This window comes from Streptomyces sp. SAS_281 (assembly GCF_052542855.1).
The window spans coordinates 60,341-79,589 of the sequence record NZ_JBMNDO010000006.1; the positions used below are offsets into that span (position 1 = coordinate 60,341).

The 19,249-nt window shown below is 72.1% G+C and carries 19 protein-coding genes; 11 read left to right on the forward strand and 8 right to left on the reverse strand.

Annotated features, from left to right (window positions below):
* Positions 1-160 precede the first annotated feature (160 nt).
* Positions 161-298 (forward strand): hypothetical protein, encoded by a 138-nt coding sequence (locus ACN6LM_RS04245; protein ID WP_445063951.1) that lies wholly within the window; start codon positions 161-163, stop codon positions 296-298.
* 578 nt (positions 299-876) lie between these two features.
* Here ACN6LM_RS04245 and ACN6LM_RS04250 read toward each other — a convergent pair.
* Positions 877-1,287 (reverse strand): organic hydroperoxide resistance protein, encoded by a 411-nt coding sequence (locus ACN6LM_RS04250; protein ID WP_445063904.1) that lies wholly within the window; start codon positions 1,285-1,287, stop codon positions 877-879.
* A 142-nt stretch (positions 1,288-1,429) separates the two neighbouring features.
* Between ACN6LM_RS04250 and ACN6LM_RS04255 the strand changes: the two genes are divergently transcribed.
* On the forward strand, positions 1,430-2,344 hold the full coding sequence (locus ACN6LM_RS04255) for an AraC family transcriptional regulator (protein ID WP_445063905.1): 915 nt from the start codon (positions 1,430-1,432) through the stop codon (positions 2,342-2,344).
* Between the two features lie 441 nt (positions 2,345-2,785).
* Positions 2,786-3,019, forward strand: a complete 234-nt coding sequence (locus tag ACN6LM_RS04260; RefSeq protein ID WP_445063906.1) for a molybdopterin-dependent oxidoreductase — start codon at positions 2,786-2,788, stop codon at positions 3,017-3,019.
* On the opposite strand, the gene ACN6LM_RS04265 is transcribed toward ACN6LM_RS04260, so the two are convergent.
* Complete coding sequence (locus tag ACN6LM_RS04265) at positions 2,910-3,857, reverse strand: DMT family transporter (protein WP_445063907.1); 948 nt, start codon at positions 3,855-3,857, stop codon at positions 2,910-2,912. The genes ACN6LM_RS04260 and ACN6LM_RS04265 overlap by 110 nt on opposite strands.
* Positions 3,858-3,930: 73 nt before the next feature.
* On the opposite strand from ACN6LM_RS04265, the gene ACN6LM_RS04270 reads away from it, so the two are divergent.
* From ACN6LM_RS04270 to ACN6LM_RS04285, 4 genes are all read left to right on the forward strand, one after another.
* Positions 3,931-4,845: a LysR family transcriptional regulator gene (locus ACN6LM_RS04270; protein WP_445063908.1), complete on the forward strand. Its 915-nt coding sequence runs from the start codon at positions 3,931-3,933 to the stop codon at positions 4,843-4,845.
* Between the two features lie 76 nt (positions 4,846-4,921).
* Complete coding sequence (locus ACN6LM_RS04275; RefSeq protein WP_445063909.1) at positions 4,922-5,428, forward strand: DNA/RNA non-specific endonuclease; 507 nt, start codon at positions 4,922-4,924, stop codon at positions 5,426-5,428.
* Positions 5,429-5,458: 30 nt separating this feature from the next.
* Positions 5,459-6,514, forward strand: a complete 1,056-nt coding sequence (locus tag ACN6LM_RS04280; protein ID WP_445063910.1) for a hypothetical protein — start codon at positions 5,459-5,461, stop codon at positions 6,512-6,514.
* A 497-nt stretch (positions 6,515-7,011) separates the two neighbouring features.
* A complete protein-coding gene (locus ACN6LM_RS04285; protein ID WP_445063911.1) occupies positions 7,012-8,397 on the forward strand; it encodes an MFS transporter in 1,386 nt (461 codons plus the stop codon).
* A gap of 54 nt (positions 8,398-8,451) precedes the next feature.
* Here ACN6LM_RS04285 and ACN6LM_RS04290 read toward each other — a convergent pair whose 3' ends face one another.
* Positions 8,452-8,934, reverse strand: coding sequence for an NUDIX hydrolase (locus tag ACN6LM_RS04290; RefSeq protein ID WP_445063912.1), 483 nt, complete (start codon positions 8,932-8,934; stop codon positions 8,452-8,454).
* A gap of 29 nt (positions 8,935-8,963) precedes the next feature.
* Positions 8,964-10,559 carry an apolipoprotein N-acyltransferase gene (gene lnt / locus ACN6LM_RS04295; protein WP_445063913.1) on the reverse strand — a complete coding sequence of 532 codons (1,596 nt, stop codon included), beginning with the start codon at positions 10,557-10,559 and terminating at the stop codon, positions 8,964-8,966.
* Between the two features lie 193 nt (positions 10,560-10,752).
* On the opposite strand from lnt, the gene ACN6LM_RS04300 reads away from it, so the two are divergent.
* Positions 10,753-11,865: an O-antigen ligase family protein gene (locus ACN6LM_RS04300; protein ID WP_445063914.1), complete on the forward strand. Its 1,113-nt coding sequence runs from the start codon at positions 10,753-10,755 to the stop codon at positions 11,863-11,865.
* Here ACN6LM_RS04300 and ACN6LM_RS04305 read toward each other — a convergent pair.
* Both ACN6LM_RS04305 and ACN6LM_RS04310 read right to left on the reverse strand, forming a co-directional pair.
* Positions 11,813-12,376, reverse strand: a complete 564-nt coding sequence (locus tag ACN6LM_RS04305; RefSeq protein WP_018102770.1) for a hypothetical protein — start codon at positions 12,374-12,376, stop codon at positions 11,813-11,815. The genes ACN6LM_RS04300 and ACN6LM_RS04305 overlap by 53 nt on opposite strands.
* A 69-nt stretch (positions 12,377-12,445) precedes the next feature.
* Positions 12,446-13,228 carry a glutamate racemase gene (locus ACN6LM_RS04310; RefSeq protein WP_445063915.1) on the reverse strand — a complete coding sequence of 261 codons (783 nt, stop codon included), beginning with the start codon at positions 13,226-13,228 and terminating at the stop codon, positions 12,446-12,448.
* A 58-nt stretch (positions 13,229-13,286) separates the two neighbouring features.
* Here ACN6LM_RS04310 and ACN6LM_RS04315 point away from each other — a divergent pair, with 58 nt between their 5' ends.
* The gene (locus ACN6LM_RS04315; protein ID WP_445063916.1) at positions 13,287-14,459 is read left to right on the forward strand and encodes a glycosyltransferase; all 1,173 of its coding nucleotides are present in this window, start codon (positions 13,287-13,289) and stop codon (positions 14,457-14,459) included.
* A 21-nt stretch (positions 14,460-14,480) separates the two neighbouring features.
* Here ACN6LM_RS04315 and ACN6LM_RS04320 read toward each other — a convergent pair whose 3' ends face one another.
* Together ACN6LM_RS04320 and ACN6LM_RS04325 are read right to left on the reverse strand one after the other, a co-directional pair.
* Positions 14,481-15,836, reverse strand: coding sequence for a TerD family protein (locus tag ACN6LM_RS04320; protein WP_445063917.1), 1,356 nt, complete (start codon positions 15,834-15,836; stop codon positions 14,481-14,483).
* Positions 15,837-15,957: 121 nt separating this feature from the next.
* Positions 15,958-17,064: a DUF5954 family protein gene (locus tag ACN6LM_RS04325; RefSeq protein WP_445063918.1), complete on the reverse strand. Its 1,107-nt coding sequence runs from the start codon at positions 17,062-17,064 to the stop codon at positions 15,958-15,960.
* 727 nt (positions 17,065-17,791) lie between these two features.
* On the opposite strand from ACN6LM_RS04325, the gene ACN6LM_RS04330 reads away from it, so the two are divergent.
* Positions 17,792-18,268 (forward strand): DUF6643 family protein, encoded by a 477-nt coding sequence (locus tag ACN6LM_RS04330; RefSeq protein WP_445063919.1) that lies wholly within the window; start codon positions 17,792-17,794, stop codon positions 18,266-18,268.
* Positions 18,269-18,492: 224 nt separating this feature from the next.
* Complete coding sequence (locus tag ACN6LM_RS04335) at positions 18,493-19,089, forward strand: Rv1733c family protein (RefSeq protein ID WP_445063920.1); 597 nt, start codon at positions 18,493-18,495, stop codon at positions 19,087-19,089.
* Positions 19,090-19,249 lie beyond the last annotated feature (160 nt).

Sequence of the window (19,249 nt, forward strand, 5' to 3'; positions counted from 1 at the left end):
CCCGGCCGTGCCATCCGGCTGTGGGTGCCGCGGCTCCATGGTGCCCCGCGCACACCCCCGTGCCGAAGGGTGGTGTCCCGCCACATACGCCCCTGACCTGGACCTTCCTACGGTACGGCGACACGTCCCCGTCCCCGCCGACCGTCCGGAAGCGGTACCCATGGCCGACGCAGCATCCACTCCCCCGCCCCGCTCGCACCTCCGGCGCATCGCCGCCGCCAGCCTCATCGGCACCACCATCGAGTGGTACGACAACTCATCCGGTCAGCGCTACGACCTGCCGTGTTCGGGTCCTTGACGCTCAGAAGTCAGCACCAACCCAGCACCACGAAATCCCGTGCCGGCTGTGGGGTGGGGACGAGCTCGCGCACTCAGACCGCAGATCTGCACGCGAGCATGCCAACGAACGCTCAGGGCGTGCGCGATGTCCGCACGGCCGGCCGGCTCGGCCGGGCTGCAGAAGCAGCCTCCCTGCGGCGTCCGTAACGACCATGAACCTGACGGCGTTCTGCTTGTTCTTGCCGGAGATGAAATCCTCCCGGTCCTTGCGCCCAACGGCCGGACCACGCACCCGGACCTCGGTGCCGTCAATGGTCGGGGCTGCACGCTCGCACAGAGATGGTCGACGACCTCGGAGGTTGACACAAACCAGCTTGTGCTTGGCTCCGGCACCAACGGCCCGGCGACGGGGGCGTGACACCGGCACGCGTGCACAGTCAGGTACGCCCGGACGTACACAGGGGTCTCGGTGCGAAATGAGCTGGTCTCAAGACCAATAGGCGTCGGCCCGCGCCGTGGGGCAGGCGGGTAGGACGACGCCACCTGGATCGCGCGCAACTGGCGGTTGCGGTCCAGGTGGCGCTCAGAGGGCGGCGGTTACTCGGCGAGCAGCTCGACCGGGATGTTGCCGCGCGTGGCGTTGGAGTACGGGCAAACCTGGTGGGTGGCCTCGATGAGCGCGCGACCGACTTCTCGGGGCAGGCTGTCCGGCAGCTTCGTCCGCAGGCCGACTTCGAGCTGGTAGCCGCCCTGCCCGTTGGGGACGAGGCCGACTTCGGCGGTGACCGACATGCCCGAGACGTCGATCCCCTTCTTCTGCGCCACCAGCTGCATGGAGGTGGCGAAACAGGCCGCGTAGCCCGCCGCGAAGAGCTGCTCGGGGTTGGTGCCTTCTCCGGTCCCGCCCAACTCTTTCTGGAGGGCCAGCTCGACGTCCAACTTGCTGTCCGAACTGACGGCGCGGCCGTCGCGGCCGGTCGCGGTCGCGACGGCGGTGTACAGGCTCATGTGCTGCCCTTCTGGTAGACCGATCGGTCAATCTGTCTGGCGCACTCAGCGTATGGAGGTCAGGTGCCGCTCTCCATGGCTCACCGTCTCCGTTTCATATCTGGACGTCTTGCGTGTAGCGGCCTCGCGATACGATCTGACGATGGATGTGCTCAGCGATGCGATCGGCGTCATGCGTATGGGGCGCCCGCACTCCACTGAAATCCGCAAGCACGCTCCGTGGGGAGTGCGGGCCGAGCCGTTCTCCGGGACCGGCTTCCACGTGGTGCTGGAAGGGACATGCTGGCTGATCCCGCCGACGGGCGCCGCGATCGCCCTGAGCGTGGGCGATGTGGTGTGTCTTCCGCACGGCTGCGGGCACGCTCTGGCCGACAGTCCGTCGACGTCCCTGACCGGCGCACACTCGGCGTCCCTGCGGGAGATAGCGCCCAGCGCCGAGGACGGCAAAGGGGCCACGACGGTCCTGCTGTGCGGCGCGTACACGCTCGACCAGACCCGGCCGCATCCGCTGTTCGAGGAACTGCCCGAGGTTATCCACCTTCCGGCACGTCTCGGCCACCGCACGCCGCTCCATGCTGCCGTCAACCTGCTCGGCGACGAGATCGCCAACCCCGACCACGGAACCGAAGCGGTCGTATCGGCCCTTCTGGACATCATGCTGCTGTACATCCTGCGGGCCTGGCTCGACGAGCAGACCGACGACGGCCCGGCCACCGGATGGGCCGCGACGCTGCGCGATCCAGCCATCACCGAAGCGCTGCGCCATATCCACCAGGAACCCGCCGGGCAGTGGACGGTCGAAGCGCTGGGCGCGAAAGCCGGACTGTCGCGGGCGGCCTTCTCCCGCCGGTTCACCTCGCTGGTCGGAAAACCGCCGCTGGGCTACCTGACCTGGTGGCGGATGACGCTGGCGGCGCGACTGCTGCGCGACAGCGACAAGCCGGTACAGACCGTCGCGCAGCGCACCGGATACACCTCCGAATTCGCCTTCGCCAAAGCGTTCAAACGAGAGTACGGCTTGGCCCCCGGCCGGTACCGCCAGCAGTCGCGGAGGTAGTCCGGTGAGCACACCTTGACGTCGACGGCCTCCTGTTGGACGCAAGCCTGATCTGCCGCTGACCGCTCGCTGTCCACCACGGTCGCAATCCGAGGTTCCCCCCGGCGCGAGACCGTTGGAGCTGTGCACGTTTCCCCGTACACGCTTGTGCACGTCAACCCGTACGCCGACACTTGGCGCCCTACGGCAGGGGTTCGTCGTCGCCCTCCGCGGCCGGGCTGTCCGGACGGTGGCGCCCAGTACCCCCCGAGTCCTTTCCGGTGTTGTCCGGCCCCGCCCCGCACCCGTCGACCGTCGACTGGACCTTCACGGTCACCGACGAGACGGGCGGCAGACCGGTCCTGGATCTGGGACGAGATGATGGCACTGCCGCAGCAGGAGCCCACGGTCGACATCCACTGCGTCACCCGGTGATCGAAATTCCACACGCGCTGGCGTGGCATGTCCCTGGACACCCTCCCCGACGGCGTGGACACCGCCGCCGACTACCTCGTCGCCGAGTCCTACGACGGCTACACCACCAGACTGCCGCTTCACGACGTCACCGGCGGCAAGGCATGGGTAGTCAACGCCTACGACGGCTTCGCCCTCTCGCCGGAACACGGCCGACCGGCCCGCCTGCTCGTCCCGTACCTGTACTGCTGGCGTGCCTGGTGCGCCTGTGGCGCTTGTTGAGAAGGGCGAGGCCGGCGATGGTGATGAGTCCGCCGAGAACCGCGAGGGGCTGCGGCTGCTCGCCGAGCCAGAGGTAAGAGACGGCGAGTGTGACTGCGGGGACGAGGTAGAGCGCGGCGGTGGCGGCGGTGACGCTGAGCCGGGCGACGGCGTAGCCCCAGATGACGAACCCGGCGGCCGAGGGCAGAAGGCCGAGGAAGGCGACCGCCGCGGTCGCACCGGCCGGGGCGTCGAGCGCGGCCCGGACGGTACTGGGAGCGAGGGGGACGAGAAGAGCGGTTCCGGCCCACATCGCGTAGGCGGCGACTTCGAGCCCGGTGTAACGGCGCAGCAGGGGCTTGATCGTCAGGTGGTAGACGGCCTGGCCGCACGCGGCAGCGAGGACGGCCCACGCCGCCGCCGTGTATGTGCTCTCCTTGCCGGACAGGGCGATGAGGGCGGCGCCGGAGAGGGCGACGAGTGACCCGCCGGCCTTGGCCGGGGTGAGCCGTTCGCCCAGGAAGCCGGCCGCGAGGACGGCGCTCATCGCGGGGACGGCGGCCACGATCAGGCTGGCGGTGCCCGCAGGTACATGAACCTCTCCCCAGTTCAACAGCAGCTGGTAGGCGCTCATCCCGGCACCGCCGGCGACGGCGATGCGCCAGAGATCGGCGCGCGCGGGGCGGCGCACTCCCAGCGACGGGGCGACGGCCGCGAGGGCGAGGGAGGCGACGGCGAGGCGGAGGAAGGACAGCTGGGCGGGTCCGTAGCCCTCTAGTGCCACCCGGATCGCGGGGTAGGCGGTGGCCCACAGCAGCACGGTGGCAGCGAGGGCGAGCAGGGTCTTGTTGAGCTTCACCCTGTTGACTCTGCCGGGTAGCATGCCTTAGGTCTATTTATCTTTTTCTTGCTTATCAGATAGGAACTCTTTCTTGTTGGATGTCCGCCGACTCCGTGTGCTGGCCGAGTTCGCCTCGCACGGCACGGTCGCCGCCGCAGCCCGGGCCCTGCACCTCACCGGCCCGGCCGTGTCCCAGCAACTGGCTGTGCTGGAGAAAGAAGCGGGGGTGCAACTCCTGGAGAAGCGGGGCCGTACCCTTCACCTCACCGGCGCGGGGCAACGCCTCGTGGATCACACACATGTCCTCCTCGGCAACCTCGCCGCCGCCGAGTCGGATCTCGCGTCACTGCGGCAGGGCGAGCGCGGCACGGTCCGCATCGCGGCGTTCGCTTCCGCCGCCCGCACGATCATCCCCGGCCTCTGGCCCGCGCCCGGCACGGCACCCGGCCCGGAGGAGCCCGCCGTAGTCCTGGTCGAACACGAGCCCCCGGCAGCGGAGGCCGCTCTCTGCCGCCGCGAGGTCGACATCGCGGTCACCCACTCTTACAGCCTGCTTCCCCGCCCGGTCCCCGCGGGCTGCGAGCACACAGCCCTCTTCGACGAACCCGTGTATCTCGTCCTGCACCCCGACGACGCCGCCGACCACCGCCTCGCTCCCGGTGCGCAGGCGGACCTGCGCCGGTTCGCCGACGCCCCGTGGCTGCTTCCCGGCCCCGATACCACCTGCCACGAAATGACCCAACGCGCCTGCGGCGCCGCCGGATTCGTCCCGCGAGCCGTGGCGGTGGCGGGCGACTTCGCCGTTCTGACCGCGCTCGTCGCCCGCCGCGCAGGGATCGCCCTCATCCCCCGCATGGCGTTGCCGGCCCCCGGACCCGACCTCAGCATCCACACGCTGCGCGTGCCGGTCCACCGGAGCGTCCACGCCCTCCACCGCTCGGGAACCGGTCGGCGCCCCGGCATCCGGCACATCCTCGACCGCCTCACCACAGCCCTCGACGACTGAAGTCCGCCGTGGGCCATCTCGATCGCGGCTTGCCCACCGGCCGTCGGAGAAAACGGGGTCGTCGGGAAAGAAGGACTTGTCGAGCCCGGCCGGCGAGCGGGCGGCCGTCGCGCAGGCCTGCCTGGGCAAACCGTACGTCGAGGGCAGCGACGCAGCCAACGGGGACATCACCGGGTGGCAGGATGCCAAGGACTTCGCCGCACTCCCCGGCGTACCGACGGCCGGACTCGCCCGATGCCACCTGATCGCCAATACGTTCGGCGGCACCGGTCAAGTCAAAGACGGTGGGCTGACCAACCTCACCCCCCCCTGCTGGCAGGTGGGGATGAACACGGGGACACCGAGCATGCGGACGCATGAGATCGAAGTGGTCAACGAGCTGAAATCTGACGATTTCGGCCCGAACGACTCGATCTTCTACGAGGTGACGCCCGTCTACGAGAGCGCCGACAGCACGATCCCCGTGGGCGTGAAGATGACCGGTACGCTGGCGCGTGCGAACGGATGGTCGCATCCGGCGTTCGATGACGAGTACATCCCCAACACCCCGGCAAATACCGGGAGTTCTAACCTCGGGAACTGACTCAGGTCAGTTCGCGCTATCGGAGCAAGCATGAGCATCACCACACCGCCGCGGCCGCTCGACGTGACCGCGCTCTTCCCTCGACTTGCTCCGCTGGCGCGCACGGCGACCCGGCTGCACCCGCGGCCTGGGGCGCCGGCCCCGCGCGACAGCTCCGTCGGCGGACCACTCCTGTGGCCCGCCCCCGAGCCCTGGCCCCACTGCCCGGGGCCACACGTGTGGGACGGCAGGAACCCGGCCCTCTCACCGGACGACATCCGGTGGGAGCGGCGTATCCGGGCGGAACTGACCGAGCGGCCGTGCAGCGACCCCAACCTCCCCCTGGCCGCCCGGTACACGCCCCAGGAAGCAGTGACCGCGAAGCGGATCAAGGCTGGACGCCCGTGGCCCGAAGGGCCCGTCGCCCTGCTCCCCTTGGCCCAGCTGTATGTACGCGACATCCCCCGCCTGCGCCCGCCCGGGCAGTCCGAGGCCGATCTGCTCCAGGTCCTCTGGTGTCCCTTCGACCACCCGGCGAACCCCACGACCGTGCTGCGCTGGCGCTCCGCCGCCGAGATCACCGACGTACTCGACGCACCGCCCGAGCCGCCCGCGATGCAGTTCCGCGGCTACCTGCCGGAGCCCTGTCTGCTCGCACCGGAGGAGATCACCGAATACCCCCACCCTCTGGAACTGAGCAAGGAACTGTCGGAGGAACTGCGCGACTGGTCCCGATGGCAGGCGTCCGGAGCGGCGGTGGACAGTGCCTACTCGGCCGCTCCGGACGAGTTCTACACGAGCGAACTGTCCGTCGCCCCCGGCTGGAAGATCGGCGGTTGGACCCGCTGGGGGCTCACCGACCCCATGCCCCGCCGCTGCCCGGAATGCGGAACCGAAGCCGACCCGCTGCTCACCATCGCCGGCTCCGAATGGAATGCGGGCACCCAGGGCTGGGCCCCTGAAGAGGACCGGGCGAACCTCACGCCGTCTCCCCCTCTGCCTACAGCACAGGAGCCCACCGGGCTCGACATCGCACGCGGCTCCAACCTGCAACTGCACACCTGCCCGGTATCCCCCGACCATCCGCACATCGAACTGATCCAGTGATCGGTGCGGAAGAAGAGCACCTGCCGGCCGCGGCCGCACCTACCGAACCGTGGCGGCCGGCGGTGCCCCTGCGCAATGTATTGACGTGCTCCTGAGGTGGGGTCACAAGATCGTGTTACGAGACGGTCGGCGAGCAGAGGCCGGATCTCCCAGCCGCACTTGCAGGACAGCCCCTTTAGTCTCAATTGCCCGATCACAACACAGCGTAGTCAGCACCAAGTCAGCACGGGAGGGGTGAGCACGGGTGATGACGTGTGCTTTTAGTCAGCACGGGAGTCAGCACCGCCCCACTGAACTATGGCGAAACGTGCAACTCGGGCAGCCCCGTCCAGGCCCGCCCGACCCGACGGATTCAGCCCCCGAGCAGGACCCCGTAGCGGCGGCCCGCACACCTGCCACACCAACTATGGTGTCCCACCACATACGCCCCTGACCTGCACCTTCCTACGGTATGGCGACACGGAATCGTCCCCGCCAACTGTCCGGAAGTGGTACCCATGGCCGAACCGGCATCCGCTCCCCCGCCCGCCTCCAACCTCCGCCGCATCGTCGCCGCCAGCCTCATCGGCACCACCATCGAGTGGTACGACTTCTTCCTGTACGGGTCGGCGGCCGCACTGGTCTTCAACAAACTGTTCTTCCCGGACTCCGAACCGCTCGTCGGAACGCTGCTGTCCTTCCTGACCTACGCGGTCGGCTTCGCGGCGCGGCCCATCGGGGCGCTGGTGTTCGGCCACTACGGCGACCGGCTCGGGCGCAAGAAACTGCTGGTGCTGAGTCTGCTGATGATGGGCGGGGCGACCTTCGCGATCGGGCTGCTGCCGACGCACGCGACCGTCGGCGTGGCGGCGCCCGTGCTGCTCACCCTGCTCCGGCTGGTGCAGGGGTTCGCGCTCGGCGGTGAGTGGGGCGGGGCCGTGCTGCTGGTGTCGGAGCACGGGGACGCGCGGCGGCGCGGGTTCTGGGCGTCGTGGCCGCAGACCGGTGCGCCGGCCGGTCAGCTGCTGGCCACCGGGGTGCTGTCGGCGCTGACCGCGCTGACCTCGGACGCCGCGTTCGAGTCGTGGGGATGGCGCGTCCCGTTCCTGCTGTCCGGTGTGCTCGTGATCATCGGTCTGTGGATACGTCTCTCTGTCGACGAGTCACCTCTGTTCAAGGAGGCCCTGGCCCGCGCCGACGAGCGGAAGGCCGCTTCGGGGGCCGCGGAGAAGATGCCGGTCGTGGCCGTGCTGCGGCACCACTGGCGCGACGTGCTGGTCGCCATGGGGGCGCGGATGGCGGAGAACATCAGCTACTACGTGATCACCGCGTTCATCCTCGTCTACGCGACGACCGCGGCGGACCTGAGCAAGCAGACGGCGCTCAACGCGGTGCTCATCGCGTCGGCCTTCCACTTCGCCGTGATCCCGCTGTGGGGCGCGCTCTCCGACCGGGTCGGGCGCAAGCCCGTCTATCTGGTGGGCGCGGTCGGCGTGGGGCTGTGGATGTTCCCGTTCTTCGCGCTGATCGACACCCGGAGCTTCGGGAACCTGCTGCTGGCCGTCACGGTCGGGCTGTTCTTCCACGGGGCGATGTACGCGCCGCAGGCCGCGTTCTTCTCGGAGCTGTTCGCGACCCGGATGCGCTACTCGGGCGCGTCGATCGGCGCGCAGTTCTCGTCCGTCGCGGCGGGCGCGCCCGCGCCCCTCATCGCCACGGCCCTGCTCGCCGACTACGACAGTTCGACGCCCATCGCCCTGTACGTGATCGCCGCCGCGCTCCTCACGGTGCTGGCCCTGGTCTGCGCCAAGGAGACCCGCCACCGGGACCTCGCCGAGGTCGGGCCCGGGCCCACGTCCGGGTCGGAGGCCGGGGCGCCCCGGGACGCCGCGCACACCGTCTGATCCGGAGTCCGGAAGCGCGGGAGCCGGGCGGTCCGTCCGGCTCCCGCATCGTGTCTACTGCTGCGGAGCGGTGGACTCGAACCAGGTGGGCCCGTCGCTCAGCGCCTGCTTGATCCGCAGCAGCGCGAACTCGGCCAGGTCGGGCAGCGCGTCCACGGGGAACCAGCCCACCTCCAGCGACTCGTCGTCGTTGACCCGGGCCGTGCCGCCGGTGGCGCGGCAGCGGAAGGTGATGTCGAGGAACTGGCAGCGGTCGCCGTTCTCGTACTGGATGGGCGGCAGCGCCTGGGTGAGGACGACCCGCTCCGCCACGCAGCGCACGGCGGTCTCCTCGTACACCTCGCGCTCCGCCGTCGTCGCGGGCTGTTCGCCCGGCTCGGAGATGCCGCCGATCACGGACCACTCGCCGGTGTCGGCGCGCCGGCCGAGGAGCACTCTGCCCTCGTCGTCGAAGACGACGGCGGTGACGCCGGGCAGCAGGAGCAGCTGCTGCCCGGCGGTGGCACGGATCTCGCGGATGAAGTCAGGAATGGCCATGTGCCGACCCTACGTGGCGTGCCACCCGTTCAGCGGAGGCGTCGGGCGCGCACCGCCAGGGCGCCCGCCCAGCCCAGCGCGCCGAGCGCGAGCAGGATCAGGACACCCTCGGGCAGCGGTCCCATCCGGGTCGCGGGGGTCAGTGAGGAGCGCAGCGGCACCTCGTCGACCAGGGCGTCCGGGGTGAACATCTTCGTCTTCTCGGCCACCGTGCCGTCCGGGCGGATGATCGCGCTGACGCCGCTGGTGACGGGGACGACGACGGCCCGGCTGTGCTCGACGGCGCGCACCCGGGACATGGCGAGCTGCTGGTAGGTCATCTCGCTGCGGCCGAAGGTGGCGTTGTTGCTGGGGACGGCGATCAGCTGGGCTCCGTGCTCGACCGTGTCGCGTACGGCGTCGTCGAACGCGGCCTCGTAGCAGGTGACGAGCCCGGTGTAGGTGCCCGCGAGGTCGAAGACGCCGACCTTCTTGCCGGGGCCGAAGTCGCGCCGCACCCGGTCGACGTCCGAGCTGAAGATGCGGACGAACGAGCGCATCGGCATGTACTCGCCGAACGGCTGGATGTGCCGCTTGTCGTACGTGGCGACGGGGCCCTTGTCCGGCTGCCACTGAATGAGGGTGTTGCGCAGCGGGCCCGAGTCGGGCTCGATCACCGCGCCGATGACGGTCGGCGCCCCGATCGCCTTGACGGCGTCGTCGATGACGATCCGCGCGTCCGGGTTGCGGTAGGGGTCGAGGTCGGAGGAGTTCTCCGGCCACAGGACGAAGTCCGGCTGCGGGACCTTGCCGGCCTTCACGTCCCGGGCCAGCTGCTCCGTACGCTTGGCGTGGTTGTCCAGGACCGCGCGGCGCTGGGAGTTGAAGTCGAGGCCGAGGCGGGGCACGTTGCCCTGGATCGCGGCGACGGTCGCGGTGCCGTCCTCGGCCGAGTCGTCCACGAGCGGCAGCGCGGCGAAGGCCGCGGCCACGGGGACGAGGACGGTCGCCGCCGCCACGACGGCGGCCCCGCGGCGGAGCTCACCGGCGGACCGGTAGCGGGCGAAGCGGCGGACCGCCTCGAAGAGGCCGAAGCCGCAGAGCACCACGGCGAAGGAGAGCAGCGGGGTGCCGCCGAGCGCGGCGAGCGGCAGGAAGACGCCGTCCGCCTGGCCGAAGGCGATCTTGCCCCAGGGGAAGCCGCCGAAGGGCACCCGCGCGCGGACCGCCTCGTCCAGCGTCCAGACCGCGGCCGCCCACAGCGGTCCGCCGGGGAGCCGGGAGACGGCGGAGATGCCGATGCAGCCGACCGCGACGAACAGCGCCTCGGCGGCGGCGAGGGCCAGCCACGGGACCGGGCCGACCTCCTCGCCGGTCCAGTGCAGCAGGGGCAGCATGAACCCGAGCCCCGCGAGCAGCCCGAGCCCGAAAGCGGCGCGGGCGCGGCGCTCGGACAGCACCCAGCCGAGCAGGGCGAACCCGGGCAGAACCAGCCACCACAGGGGGCGGGGCGGGAAGCTGAGGTACAGCATCACACCGGCGAGGACGGCGGCCCCGGGCCGCACGAGGCGCTTCGGCAGCCCGCCGGTCCGGGGGGCGGGGGCAGGGCTCTGCGGTTCGCCGACCTGGGCGATGGTGGTGCTCACCCGGCGGAGTCTACGGTGACCGCCCGGCCACGCGGGAGCCCCGTCCCGATGGCGGAATCCCGACTACCGCATCATTTCTCCGCATCTTCCGCCCATATGACCGATGCGGCCGTTAGCCTGTGCGCCAGTCCCCCGCCGACGGGCCGGCTCCGGCCCTCGCGTACGGGACGGTCACAGGCCGGGGGCGGACGTGATGGCTGAATCGGTGCGGCGGGGGTCCGAGCGGGGGAACGCGTCCGATGCCACCGGTGCGCTGATCCTCGCCGCCTGCGCGGTGTGGTCGCTGATCAGCGCGGCGGGCCGGGAGACCCGGCCCGAAGGGGTGCTGCTCGCCCTGCTCGCCGTCGCGGCGGGCTTCGCCTGCGGGCGCATCTGCGGCACGCTGCTGCCGGTCGCGACCGCCACCGGCGCCGCGCTGGCGGCCCTGCTCCTGGCCCTTCTCTGGCGGCACGGCATGCCGGGTGCGACGGCCACCGAGGACCATGCGCCGGGGCAGACCGGCGCCGCCGCGGCCCTGCTGGTCCTCGCCGCCGGGTGCGCGTGCTGCGCGGCGGCGGGGGCCGGGCGGCGGGTGCCGCGTACGGCCCTGCGGCTGCTGGCGCTGGGCACCGCAGGCGTCTCGCTCGCGCTGGGTTCGGTGGCCGGGTTCGCGGCGGCGCTCGGGGTGCTGGTGTGCTCGCTGGCCGCTGCCCTGACGCGCCGCCGGCTGCTCGGGCTGGGTGCCCTCGCGCTGGTGGCCGGGCTGGTCGTCGGAACCTCGTGGGCCATGGCCGAGGAGGTCCTGCCCGAGGGGCTCACGGTCTCGCTGGAGGGCCCGCTCACCCGGAACCGGGTCGAGCTGTGGCAGGACGCCGCCCGTCTGACGGCCCGGCACCCCGTGCTCGGCATCGGCCCCGGCCGGTTCGACGAGCTGAGCCCGACCGTGGGGCACAGCCTCGGCTCGGACGGGAAACCGCACTCGGCGCCGTGGCAGCAGGCCGCCGAGCAGGGAATCGTCGGGGTGGTGCTGCTCGGTGCCTCGTTCGGCTGGCTGCTGTACGCGCTGTGGCGCTCGCCCCGGTCCACGGCGGTGGTCCTGACGGCGGGCGCGACGCTCACGGCGCTGGCCGTGCTGGCGAGCGTGGGCAACGCGCTGAGCTTCACACCGGTGACGGCGGGGGCGGGGCTGCTGGCCGGGCTCGCGTCGGCCAGGCGGCCGATCGGCGCGGGCGAGCCCTGCGGGCCGGACGGCGGGGCGGACGGGGAGGACCGGATCAGGCCCCGGCCGGGAAGCCCGAGGACGGCAGGTGCAGCCGGGCCCGGATGAACCGTACGCCCGCCTCGGCGTCGTCCACCGTGATGGTGAACGTGCGGCCGTCTCCGAGCCGCAGCACCAGCCCCTCGCCCCGGCGCACGACGACGGCCGTGCCCTTCTCGGGGCGCCAGCGGTAGCCCCAGCCGCCCCACTGCCGGGGGTTCACATGGGGCGCGAAGTCGGCGGCCACCACATGGGTGAGCAGGATGCGGCGGCGCGGCAGCCCCATGTGGCCGCAGCGCACCTCCAGGGCGTCGCCGTCGACGCGGACGGCGACGTTCACGAAGGCGAGGGTGCCGAACAGCATCAGCAGGCCGGCGGCGACGCAGCCGATCACCGACATCAGCAGCGGAGCGATGCCGGAGGTCCAGTTGGAGCTGACGGCGAGCTGGATGCCCAGAGCCAGGCAGGCGGCGCCCAGGGCCGCGAGGACCCACTGGGTGCGGTTGGTGGCCCGGCCGACCCAGACCTGCGAGTGGGTGCCGGTTCCGGTGCGCTTCGGTTCTCCGGGGTGCTCCCTCATGCCGAGCAGCGTACTGAAGAACGGGCGTCGGGGGACGGGCGCGAGCGCGCCGGGACGGCCGTCCGTGGGTCAGTGGACGGAGCCGACGGCGGCCAGTCCGCGCCCTTCCGCGTAGGCCAGGGCGGCTTGCGGCAGCTCCGAGACGCGTCCGCTGAGGATGACCGCGATGGACGAGGAGGGTTCGGCCGACGGAGCGGGTTCGGCGCCGATCCGGCGCAGCGCCTGGGCGGCGACGGCTCCGGCGGACCCGTGCAGGGCGACCGGGCGCCGGCCGGGGCCGCCGACGGCCTCGCGGATGCGCTCGGCGACGAGCTCGTAGTGGGTGCAGCCCAGGACGACGGCCCGGACGTCGGGCGGGGTGAGCGCGGCGGCGGCGGCGATCGCCCGGTCGATGGCGTCCTCGTCCGCGTACTGCACGGCGTCGGCGAGGCCCGGGCAGGGCACTTCGGTCACGGCGGCGGACCCGGCGAACTCGCGGATCAGTCCGCGCTGGTACGGGCTGCCGGTGGTGGCCGGGGTCGCCCAGATCGCGACGGAGCCGCCGGCCGCGGCGGCGGGCTTGATCGCGGGGACGGTGCCGATGACCGGCAGGCCCGGTTCCAGCTCGGCGCGCAGCAGCTCCAGCGCGTGCACGGAGGCGGTGTTGCAGGCGACGATCAGCGCGTCGGGCCGGTGCTCGGCGGCGGCCCGGGCCACCGCGAGCGCGTGGGCCTTGACACCCTCCGGGGCCCGGCCCCAGGGCATGTTGTCCGGGTCCGAGGAGAGCACCAGATCGGCGTCCGGCCGCAGCCGGCGTACTGCGGCGGCGGCGGCGAGCAGTCCGATTCCGGAGTCCATGAGCGCGATCTTCACCCGGTCACCATAGTCGACCGCCCTTGCGGTCCCCGCTCAGTGGTGCAGACTTCCGCCAATGAGCGCCGTTGCCTGGATCGCCGTGGGTTCGCTTGTCGCATGGGTGTGGCTGCTGCTGGGCCAGGGGTTCTTCTGGCGCACCGACCAGCGGCTGCCGAGCCGTGCGGCCCCGGAGCGCTGGCCCTCGGTCGCCGTCGTCGTGCCGGCGCGCGACGAGGCCGCGATGCTGCCGGTGAGCCTGCCGTCGCTGCTGGCGCAGGACTATCCGGGGAGCGCCGAGGTCTTCCTCGTGGACGACTGCAGCAAGGACGGCACGGGGGATGTCGCCCGTGCCCTGTCCGTGCGGTACGGGGGCCTGCCGGTGACCGTGGTCTCGCCGGGCGAGCCCGAGCCCGGCTGGACGGGCAAGCTCTGGGCGGTACGCCACGGGATCGCGCTGGCCCGGACCCGGGAGCCAGAGTACCTGCTGCTCACGGACGCCGACATCGCGCACGAGCCGGACAGCCTCCGGGAGCTGGTGGCGGCGGCGGAGACGGGCGGCTTCGACCTGGTCTCGCAGATGGCCCGGCTGCGGGTGGCGAGCGTCTGGGAGCGGCTCGTCGTGCCGGCCTTCGTCTACTTCTTCTCGCAGCTCTATCCGTTCCGGTGGATCAACCGGAAGCGGGGGCGGACGGCCGCCGCGGCGGGGGGCTGTGTGCTGCTGCGGACGGCGGCGGCCGTGCGGGCCGGGGTGCCGGGCTCGATCCGGCAGGCGGTCATCGACGACGTGTCGCTGGCCCGGGTGGTGCGGCGCTCGGGCGGCAGAATCTGGCTGGGGCTCGCGGACCGGGTGGACAGTGTGCGTCCGTATCCGTGCCTGGCCGATCTGTGGCGGATGGTCTCGCGGAGCGCGTACGCCCAGCTGCGGCACAATCCGCTGGTGCTGCTGGCCACGGTGCTCGGGCTGGCGCTCGTCTACCTCGCGCCGCCGGTGACTCTGGCCGCCGGGGTGCTGGGCGGGGGCGCGGTCGCTGCGTGGGCCGGGGGCCTCGCGTGGGCGGTCATGGCGGGGACGTACATGCCGATGCTCGCCTACTACCGGCAGTCGCTGTGGCTCGCCCCGCTGCTGCCGTTCACCGCGCTGCTGTATCTGCTGATGACCGTCGATTCGGCGGTGCAGCACTACCGGGGGCGCGGTGCGGCCTGGAAGGGGCGTACGTACGCCCGTCCCGAGGCCGCACCGGATCAGTGACTCAGTGGCATCCGGGCCGGGTCACTTGCGGCCCGGGGTCCAGTTCATGCCCCAGCCGTAGGCGTGGTCGATGGTGCGCTGCGGACTGACGCCGCGCTGCGGCACCAGGTAGCGGGCCTCGCGCTGCACGGTGAGGTCGTTCCCCGTGTTGGTGATGAGCGCGAGTGCGCAGACGGTCGACGGGACCGTGCACTCGTCCAGCGAGAAGTCGATCGGCGCGCCGTGCTGGGGCTGGAGGGTGACGGTGGCGTGCAGGTCGGCGAAGCTGCGGGCGCCCTCGTAGATGGTGACGAAGATCAGGACCCGGCGGAGCTGCGCCTTGTGGTCGAGGTTGATCGTCAGGTTCTCGCCGGTGGAGACGGCACCGGTGCGGTCGTCGCCGTCGAGCTGCATGAAGGGCGGCTGGTGGAGTGCGCCGAAGGCGTTCCCCAGGGCCTGGACGACTCCCTTGCGGCCGTCGGTCAGCTCGTACAGGGCACAGAGGTCGAGGTCGAGGTCCGAGTGGTTGGCGACGGCCCGGCCCAGCTTGCTGCCCCAGCCCTTGAACTGCTTGCGCACCTCCCAGTTGAGGTTGACGCGCATGGCGCCGGACGTGCCGCCCTGCTTGGTGAGCGAGACGGACGGCGCCTCCTTGGTGAGCGTCACCTTGGTCAGCCGGACGGGCTGGGTGACGGGCGGTGCCGGAGGGGCCGGGGGGACGGGCGGGGCCATCGGGGGCGCCATGGGTGCGGCGAGCGTCGGCTGCTGCGGCTGCGGGTACTGCGGAGGCGGCGGGGTGGCGGTGACCCGGGTGGCCGGGTGGGACGGCTGGGGCTGGGGGGCCGTGTGCGGCTGCTGGGGTTCGTCCACGGAGATGCCGAAGTCCGTGGCGAGCCCTTCGAGCCCGGAGCCGTAGCCCTGGCCGACCGCCCGGAACTTCCAGGCGCCCTGCCGCCGGTAGAGCTCACCGAGGATGAAGGCCGTCTCCACGGTGGCGTCGGAGCTTTCGAAGCGGGCGAGTTCGGCGCCGTTCGACGCGTCCAGGACGCGTACGTACAGTCCGCTCACCCGGCCGAACGTGCCGCCGTCGGCCGAGGCGGCCAGCACCACGCGGTCGATGGCCGGTTCCACCCGCGCCAGGTCGACGGCGAGGGTGTCGGTCGCCGCGCCGCCGGCGTTGCGCTTGCCCTCGTGGCGCACCGCGCCGGAGGAGTGGGCCGGCTGGTTGTAGAAGACGAAGTCGCCGTCGTTGCGCACCTTGCCCGAGCCGAGGAGGAGAAGCGCGGAGGCGTCCACATCGGGTGTCCCCGGGGCGGTGCGCCACCCCAGTTCGACACGCACGGCCTGGGCCGCCACTGGGACATTGGTTCCCTTTTGCATGGTCATGCTCGCCCCCATCACGAGTCCGCTTCCGAGACCTTTCCGGCTCAACCTAATGCCAGCCCCGCCCTGGGACCCACCGAGGTGCGGGTACGGGCGCCGGGCTCGTGGACACGGCGCCCGCCGCCTCCTCACCGGGTCAGGTGGCGGTGTCCTCCGGCCGCGTGCCCTCCTCGCCGTTGTGGACGACGCCGTTCGCGTCCAGGCGGGGGTGGAGGGCCATCGGCTCCACCATGGTGACGTCGGACGGCCGTTGGCTCTCCGGGCCGTCGGGCCCCCAGCGCAGCAGGCGCCGCGAGCGGGCGATCCGGTAGGCGGTGCCGCCTGCCTCGACCTCGTTGACCCGGCCCGCGCGCAGCCGGTCCGCCGCCTCGGCCAGGACCCTCAACTCGGCGAGCGCGGGGTGGGTGCCCTCGGCGACGACGCTGCGCGCGTCCACGTCCGTCCCGGCGGTGAGGGGGATGGTGCCCGCCTGACGGGGTCCGAGCCAGGTCAGCGAGATGTCCAGGGAGCGCCGTGCGTCCTGCGGGGTGGCGTGCAGGCCGCCGCCGACACCCCACCGCTCGTCGCCGGTCCGTTCCACGACCATGAAGGCCGCCGGCAGGAGCAGGACATCGGGATGGGTGTCCACGGCACGCGCGGAGTCACGCAGGACGTCGCCGGGGTATCTGCTCCCCTGGTACGCGAAGGAGCGCATGGTCAGCATCTCCGCCGCCTGGAGGGGTGTCACGGGCGCGTCCGGGTCCAGGACCAGTCCGGCGTCGACCCCGGGGGTGTCCGCGGTGCGGGTCCAGTCGGGCGCGGCGGGCTCGGGGTCGGTGGGGCGCGGCAGTTCGAAGCCTCCGTCGGGGTCCAGTCCCGCGTATTCCTCGGCCCGGACCACGCGGTAGCACGTGCCGCGGACGTGGACCTCGGACGGCTTCCCGGTCTCCAGCCGCGCGACCGCGCCGAGCAGGGCCCGCCGCTCCGCCTCGGTCTCCGCCTCGTCCTTGGCCCGGAACCACAGCTTCGACTGGAGATCGTCCCTGGCCTGCTGGGGGCAGCTGTTCGTGATCGGGACGAGAACCTGCCACCGGTCTCCGTCGTCCTCGGACCGTGACGCCACGCCGAACAGCGGGCCGCGGACGGCCAGTCTGTTGCGCGATGCCGCGTCGAAGGCGTCGGCCTCGATGGCGGCCTCGACGGGCTCCACCGGGATCCTCACCAGCACCGGCCGGGAAGCGGGGCGCACACCGTGTTCGTTCATGGCGTAATGCTGGCGTCAACCGGCGGCGTGTACGCGGCTTTCGCCGGAGCATCCACCGTAAGTGCCTTCCGGAGTCGCCGTTTTGCCGCCTTCGGCGCACGAGGGGTGAGGCTCAGGGGCCGGCCTCTCTCCTCTGGGTGCCTCATTGCCGCCCGGTGGGCGGCTCACGGGAATTGCGCTCTGGAAATAGGTGAGTTCGAGTGACGCGCGAATGTCGGAGCCTGATGCGAAGTGCGTCCGCCGGCGTACGCGTACGACGGGGCCCTGTTCGTCGGACCACGTTTCGGCGTCGACCGAGGTGGCGGGGCGGAGATCGCGGCCGGCGGTCCGGTCCACCGCTGCGAACCGCTACGGGGTGAGACGGGCGGACACGTACGAGGGTTCACTCCCCTCTTCCATCGAAGCGCCGTGATCGGGCAGGCGACGCACGAACCGCGGAAGCCGGTCGAGGGTATGCGGCCCTTGCCCACCGTCGCGGGTCACTCACCGCCGCGCGGCCGGATTCGGGCCGCGCGGTCGAGTCCGGTGCGCATGCGGTGAGCGCCGGCGCGAAGAGCACCGGAATGCGAGGCATGGATCGGCGGCGAATCAAGGGGGGATTCCTCTGGGTACGGGCCTGGGAAGACAACGATGTTTCAGCAGGTCAGACCGGTAGCGCGAGGGTAAATCCGATGACCACAAAATTGGGACTCCCCAATCTGCACATCGTGGGCTTAACTTAGGTGTCATGACCTCCCCCCGCTCCACCTACGGTGGCGGCTACTACGCCGCGCCGTCGTTTGCCGACACCCCGATCTACGACTCCCTCGTCGCGGAGCGGGGCACCCCTCAGATCGCACCGATCCGAGTGCCCGCCGCCTACGACACCGGCAACAGCTATCTGCCGGCGCTCCCGTCGGCCCTGCCGGCGCTTCCCGCGGCCCCCTCCCAGCCCCAGCAGTCCTACGGCTACCCCCAGCCGGCGGCGCAGCAGGGCTACACACCGATGCAGCCCGCGCAGCTCCAGCACGCACCGGCCCCGTACATCCCGCAGCAGCCGGCCGGTGGCCGCGGCATGTACCAGGCACCCCCGCCGCAGCAGCAGCGCCCGGCGCCGACGTCGGGCTACGAGTCGATGCGCCCCGCCGCGCCCCGGCCCGTCCCGGCGCAGTCCCCTTACGAGGACCCGTACGGGCGGCCCTACCAGGGCGGCCGGGGCTACTAGAGCCTTCGCCCGTCAGGCGGCGCACGGCCCGGGGCGGGGTGCCCGGCAACACGGGCCGTGCGCCGTTCCGCGTTCCGCGCGGCCGGCCCGGGGCGCCGGGAACTCGCGGGGGCGAGCCGCGCGTTGAGCACGGTGGGCCGCCCACACCGCGCGGCCTCGGCGTGTGGACGGCACCGTACCGGGTGGGGACGGGTGCGGAAGGGGGCGCGGGGACTGTGCGAGCGATGGCGGGTGTCTGGCGTTGGCGGCACAATCCGCTGCGCAGGGCGACGGACCGGTGCGAGGCGTGGCTGGCCCTGGCCGCGTTCCTGATGCTGATGCTGGCGGCCCCGGCGGTCGGCTGGCTGTGCGGGGCCCGGACGGACGCGGCGCTCCAGACGTCGGTGCGCGCCCAGCGGGCGGACCGTCACCTCACCACGGCCGTCGTGGTGCGGCGGGTGGCCGGCGCCCGTCATGTCACCGACCCCGAGACATCCGGCACCGCCCTGACGCGGACCGAGGTAGTGGCCCGGTGGCGCACCCCGGACGGCGCGGCCCGCACGGCGACGGTGACGACCGCCTCGCGCAACGCGGCGCCGGGAGCCCGGGTCCGGATCTGGACCGACCGCGCGGGCGACCCCACGCTCCGGCCGATGGACATACCGACGGCGCACACGCATGCCGCGCTCGCCGGTTTCGGAGCCGCGATGCTGTCCGCCCTGCTGATCGAGTGCGTCCGCCGCCTGATCCTCCGGCACATGACATGGCGCCGGTACGCACGGATCGACCGGGCGTGGGCGGCGGTCGGCCCGGACTGGGGCAGGACGGGCACCGGCAGCTAAGGGCTGTCCCGGGCTGGATCAGGCCCCGGGGCCGCGCGGTGTCCGGCACGGAGACACGGTCGTGATCGGGCGGCAGGCTCCGGGACCTGCGCATCGGGTCAACTCCCGGCGTCCGCGCGCGCTACGGTGGACCGGCCCGCCCGTCGCTCTCCGGCAGGCG

Excerpts from the sequence above, each read along its gene's own strand:
- ACN6LM_RS04285 (WP_445063911.1), top strand. The coding sequence starts at position 7,012 with ATGGCCGAACCGGCATCCGCTCCCCCGCCCGCCTCCAACCTCCGCCGC.
- ACN6LM_RS04290 (WP_445063912.1), bottom strand. The coding sequence starts at position 8,934 with ATGGCCATTCCTGACTTCATCCGCGAGATCCGTGCCACCGCCGGGCAG.
- ACN6LM_RS04250 (WP_445063904.1), bottom strand. The coding sequence starts at position 1,287 with ATGAGCCTGTACACCGCCGTCGCGACCGCGACCGGCCGCGACGGCCGC.
- ACN6LM_RS04245 (WP_445063951.1), top strand. The coding sequence starts at position 161 with ATGGCCGACGCAGCATCCACTCCCCCGCCCCGCTCGCACCTCCGGCGC.
- ACN6LM_RS04280 (WP_445063910.1), top strand. The coding sequence starts at position 5,459 with ATGAGCATCACCACACCGCCGCGGCCGCTCGACGTGACCGCGCTCTTC.
- ACN6LM_RS04330 (WP_445063919.1), top strand. The coding sequence starts at position 17,792 with ATGACCTCCCCCCGCTCCACCTACGGTGGCGGCTACTACGCCGCGCCG.
- ACN6LM_RS04320 (WP_445063917.1), bottom strand. The coding sequence starts at position 15,836 with ATGGGGGCGAGCATGACCATGCAAAAGGGAACCAATGTCCCAGTGGCG.
- ACN6LM_RS04300 (WP_445063914.1), top strand. The coding sequence starts at position 10,753 with ATGGCTGAATCGGTGCGGCGGGGGTCCGAGCGGGGGAACGCGTCCGAT.
- ACN6LM_RS04260 (WP_445063906.1), top strand. The coding sequence starts at position 2,786 with ATGTCCCTGGACACCCTCCCCGACGGCGTGGACACCGCCGCCGACTAC.
- ACN6LM_RS04315 (WP_445063916.1), top strand. The coding sequence starts at position 13,287 with ATGAGCGCCGTTGCCTGGATCGCCGTGGGTTCGCTTGTCGCATGGGTG.
- ACN6LM_RS04325 (WP_445063918.1), bottom strand. The coding sequence starts at position 17,064 with ATGAACGAACACGGTGTGCGCCCCGCTTCCCGGCCGGTGCTGGTGAGG.
- ACN6LM_RS04305 (WP_018102770.1), bottom strand. The coding sequence starts at position 12,376 with ATGAGGGAGCACCCCGGAGAACCGAAGCGCACCGGAACCGGCACCCAC.
- ACN6LM_RS04255 (WP_445063905.1), top strand. The coding sequence starts at position 1,430 with ATGGATGTGCTCAGCGATGCGATCGGCGTCATGCGTATGGGGCGCCCG.
- ACN6LM_RS04335 (WP_445063920.1), top strand. The coding sequence starts at position 18,493 with ATGGCGGGTGTCTGGCGTTGGCGGCACAATCCGCTGCGCAGGGCGACG.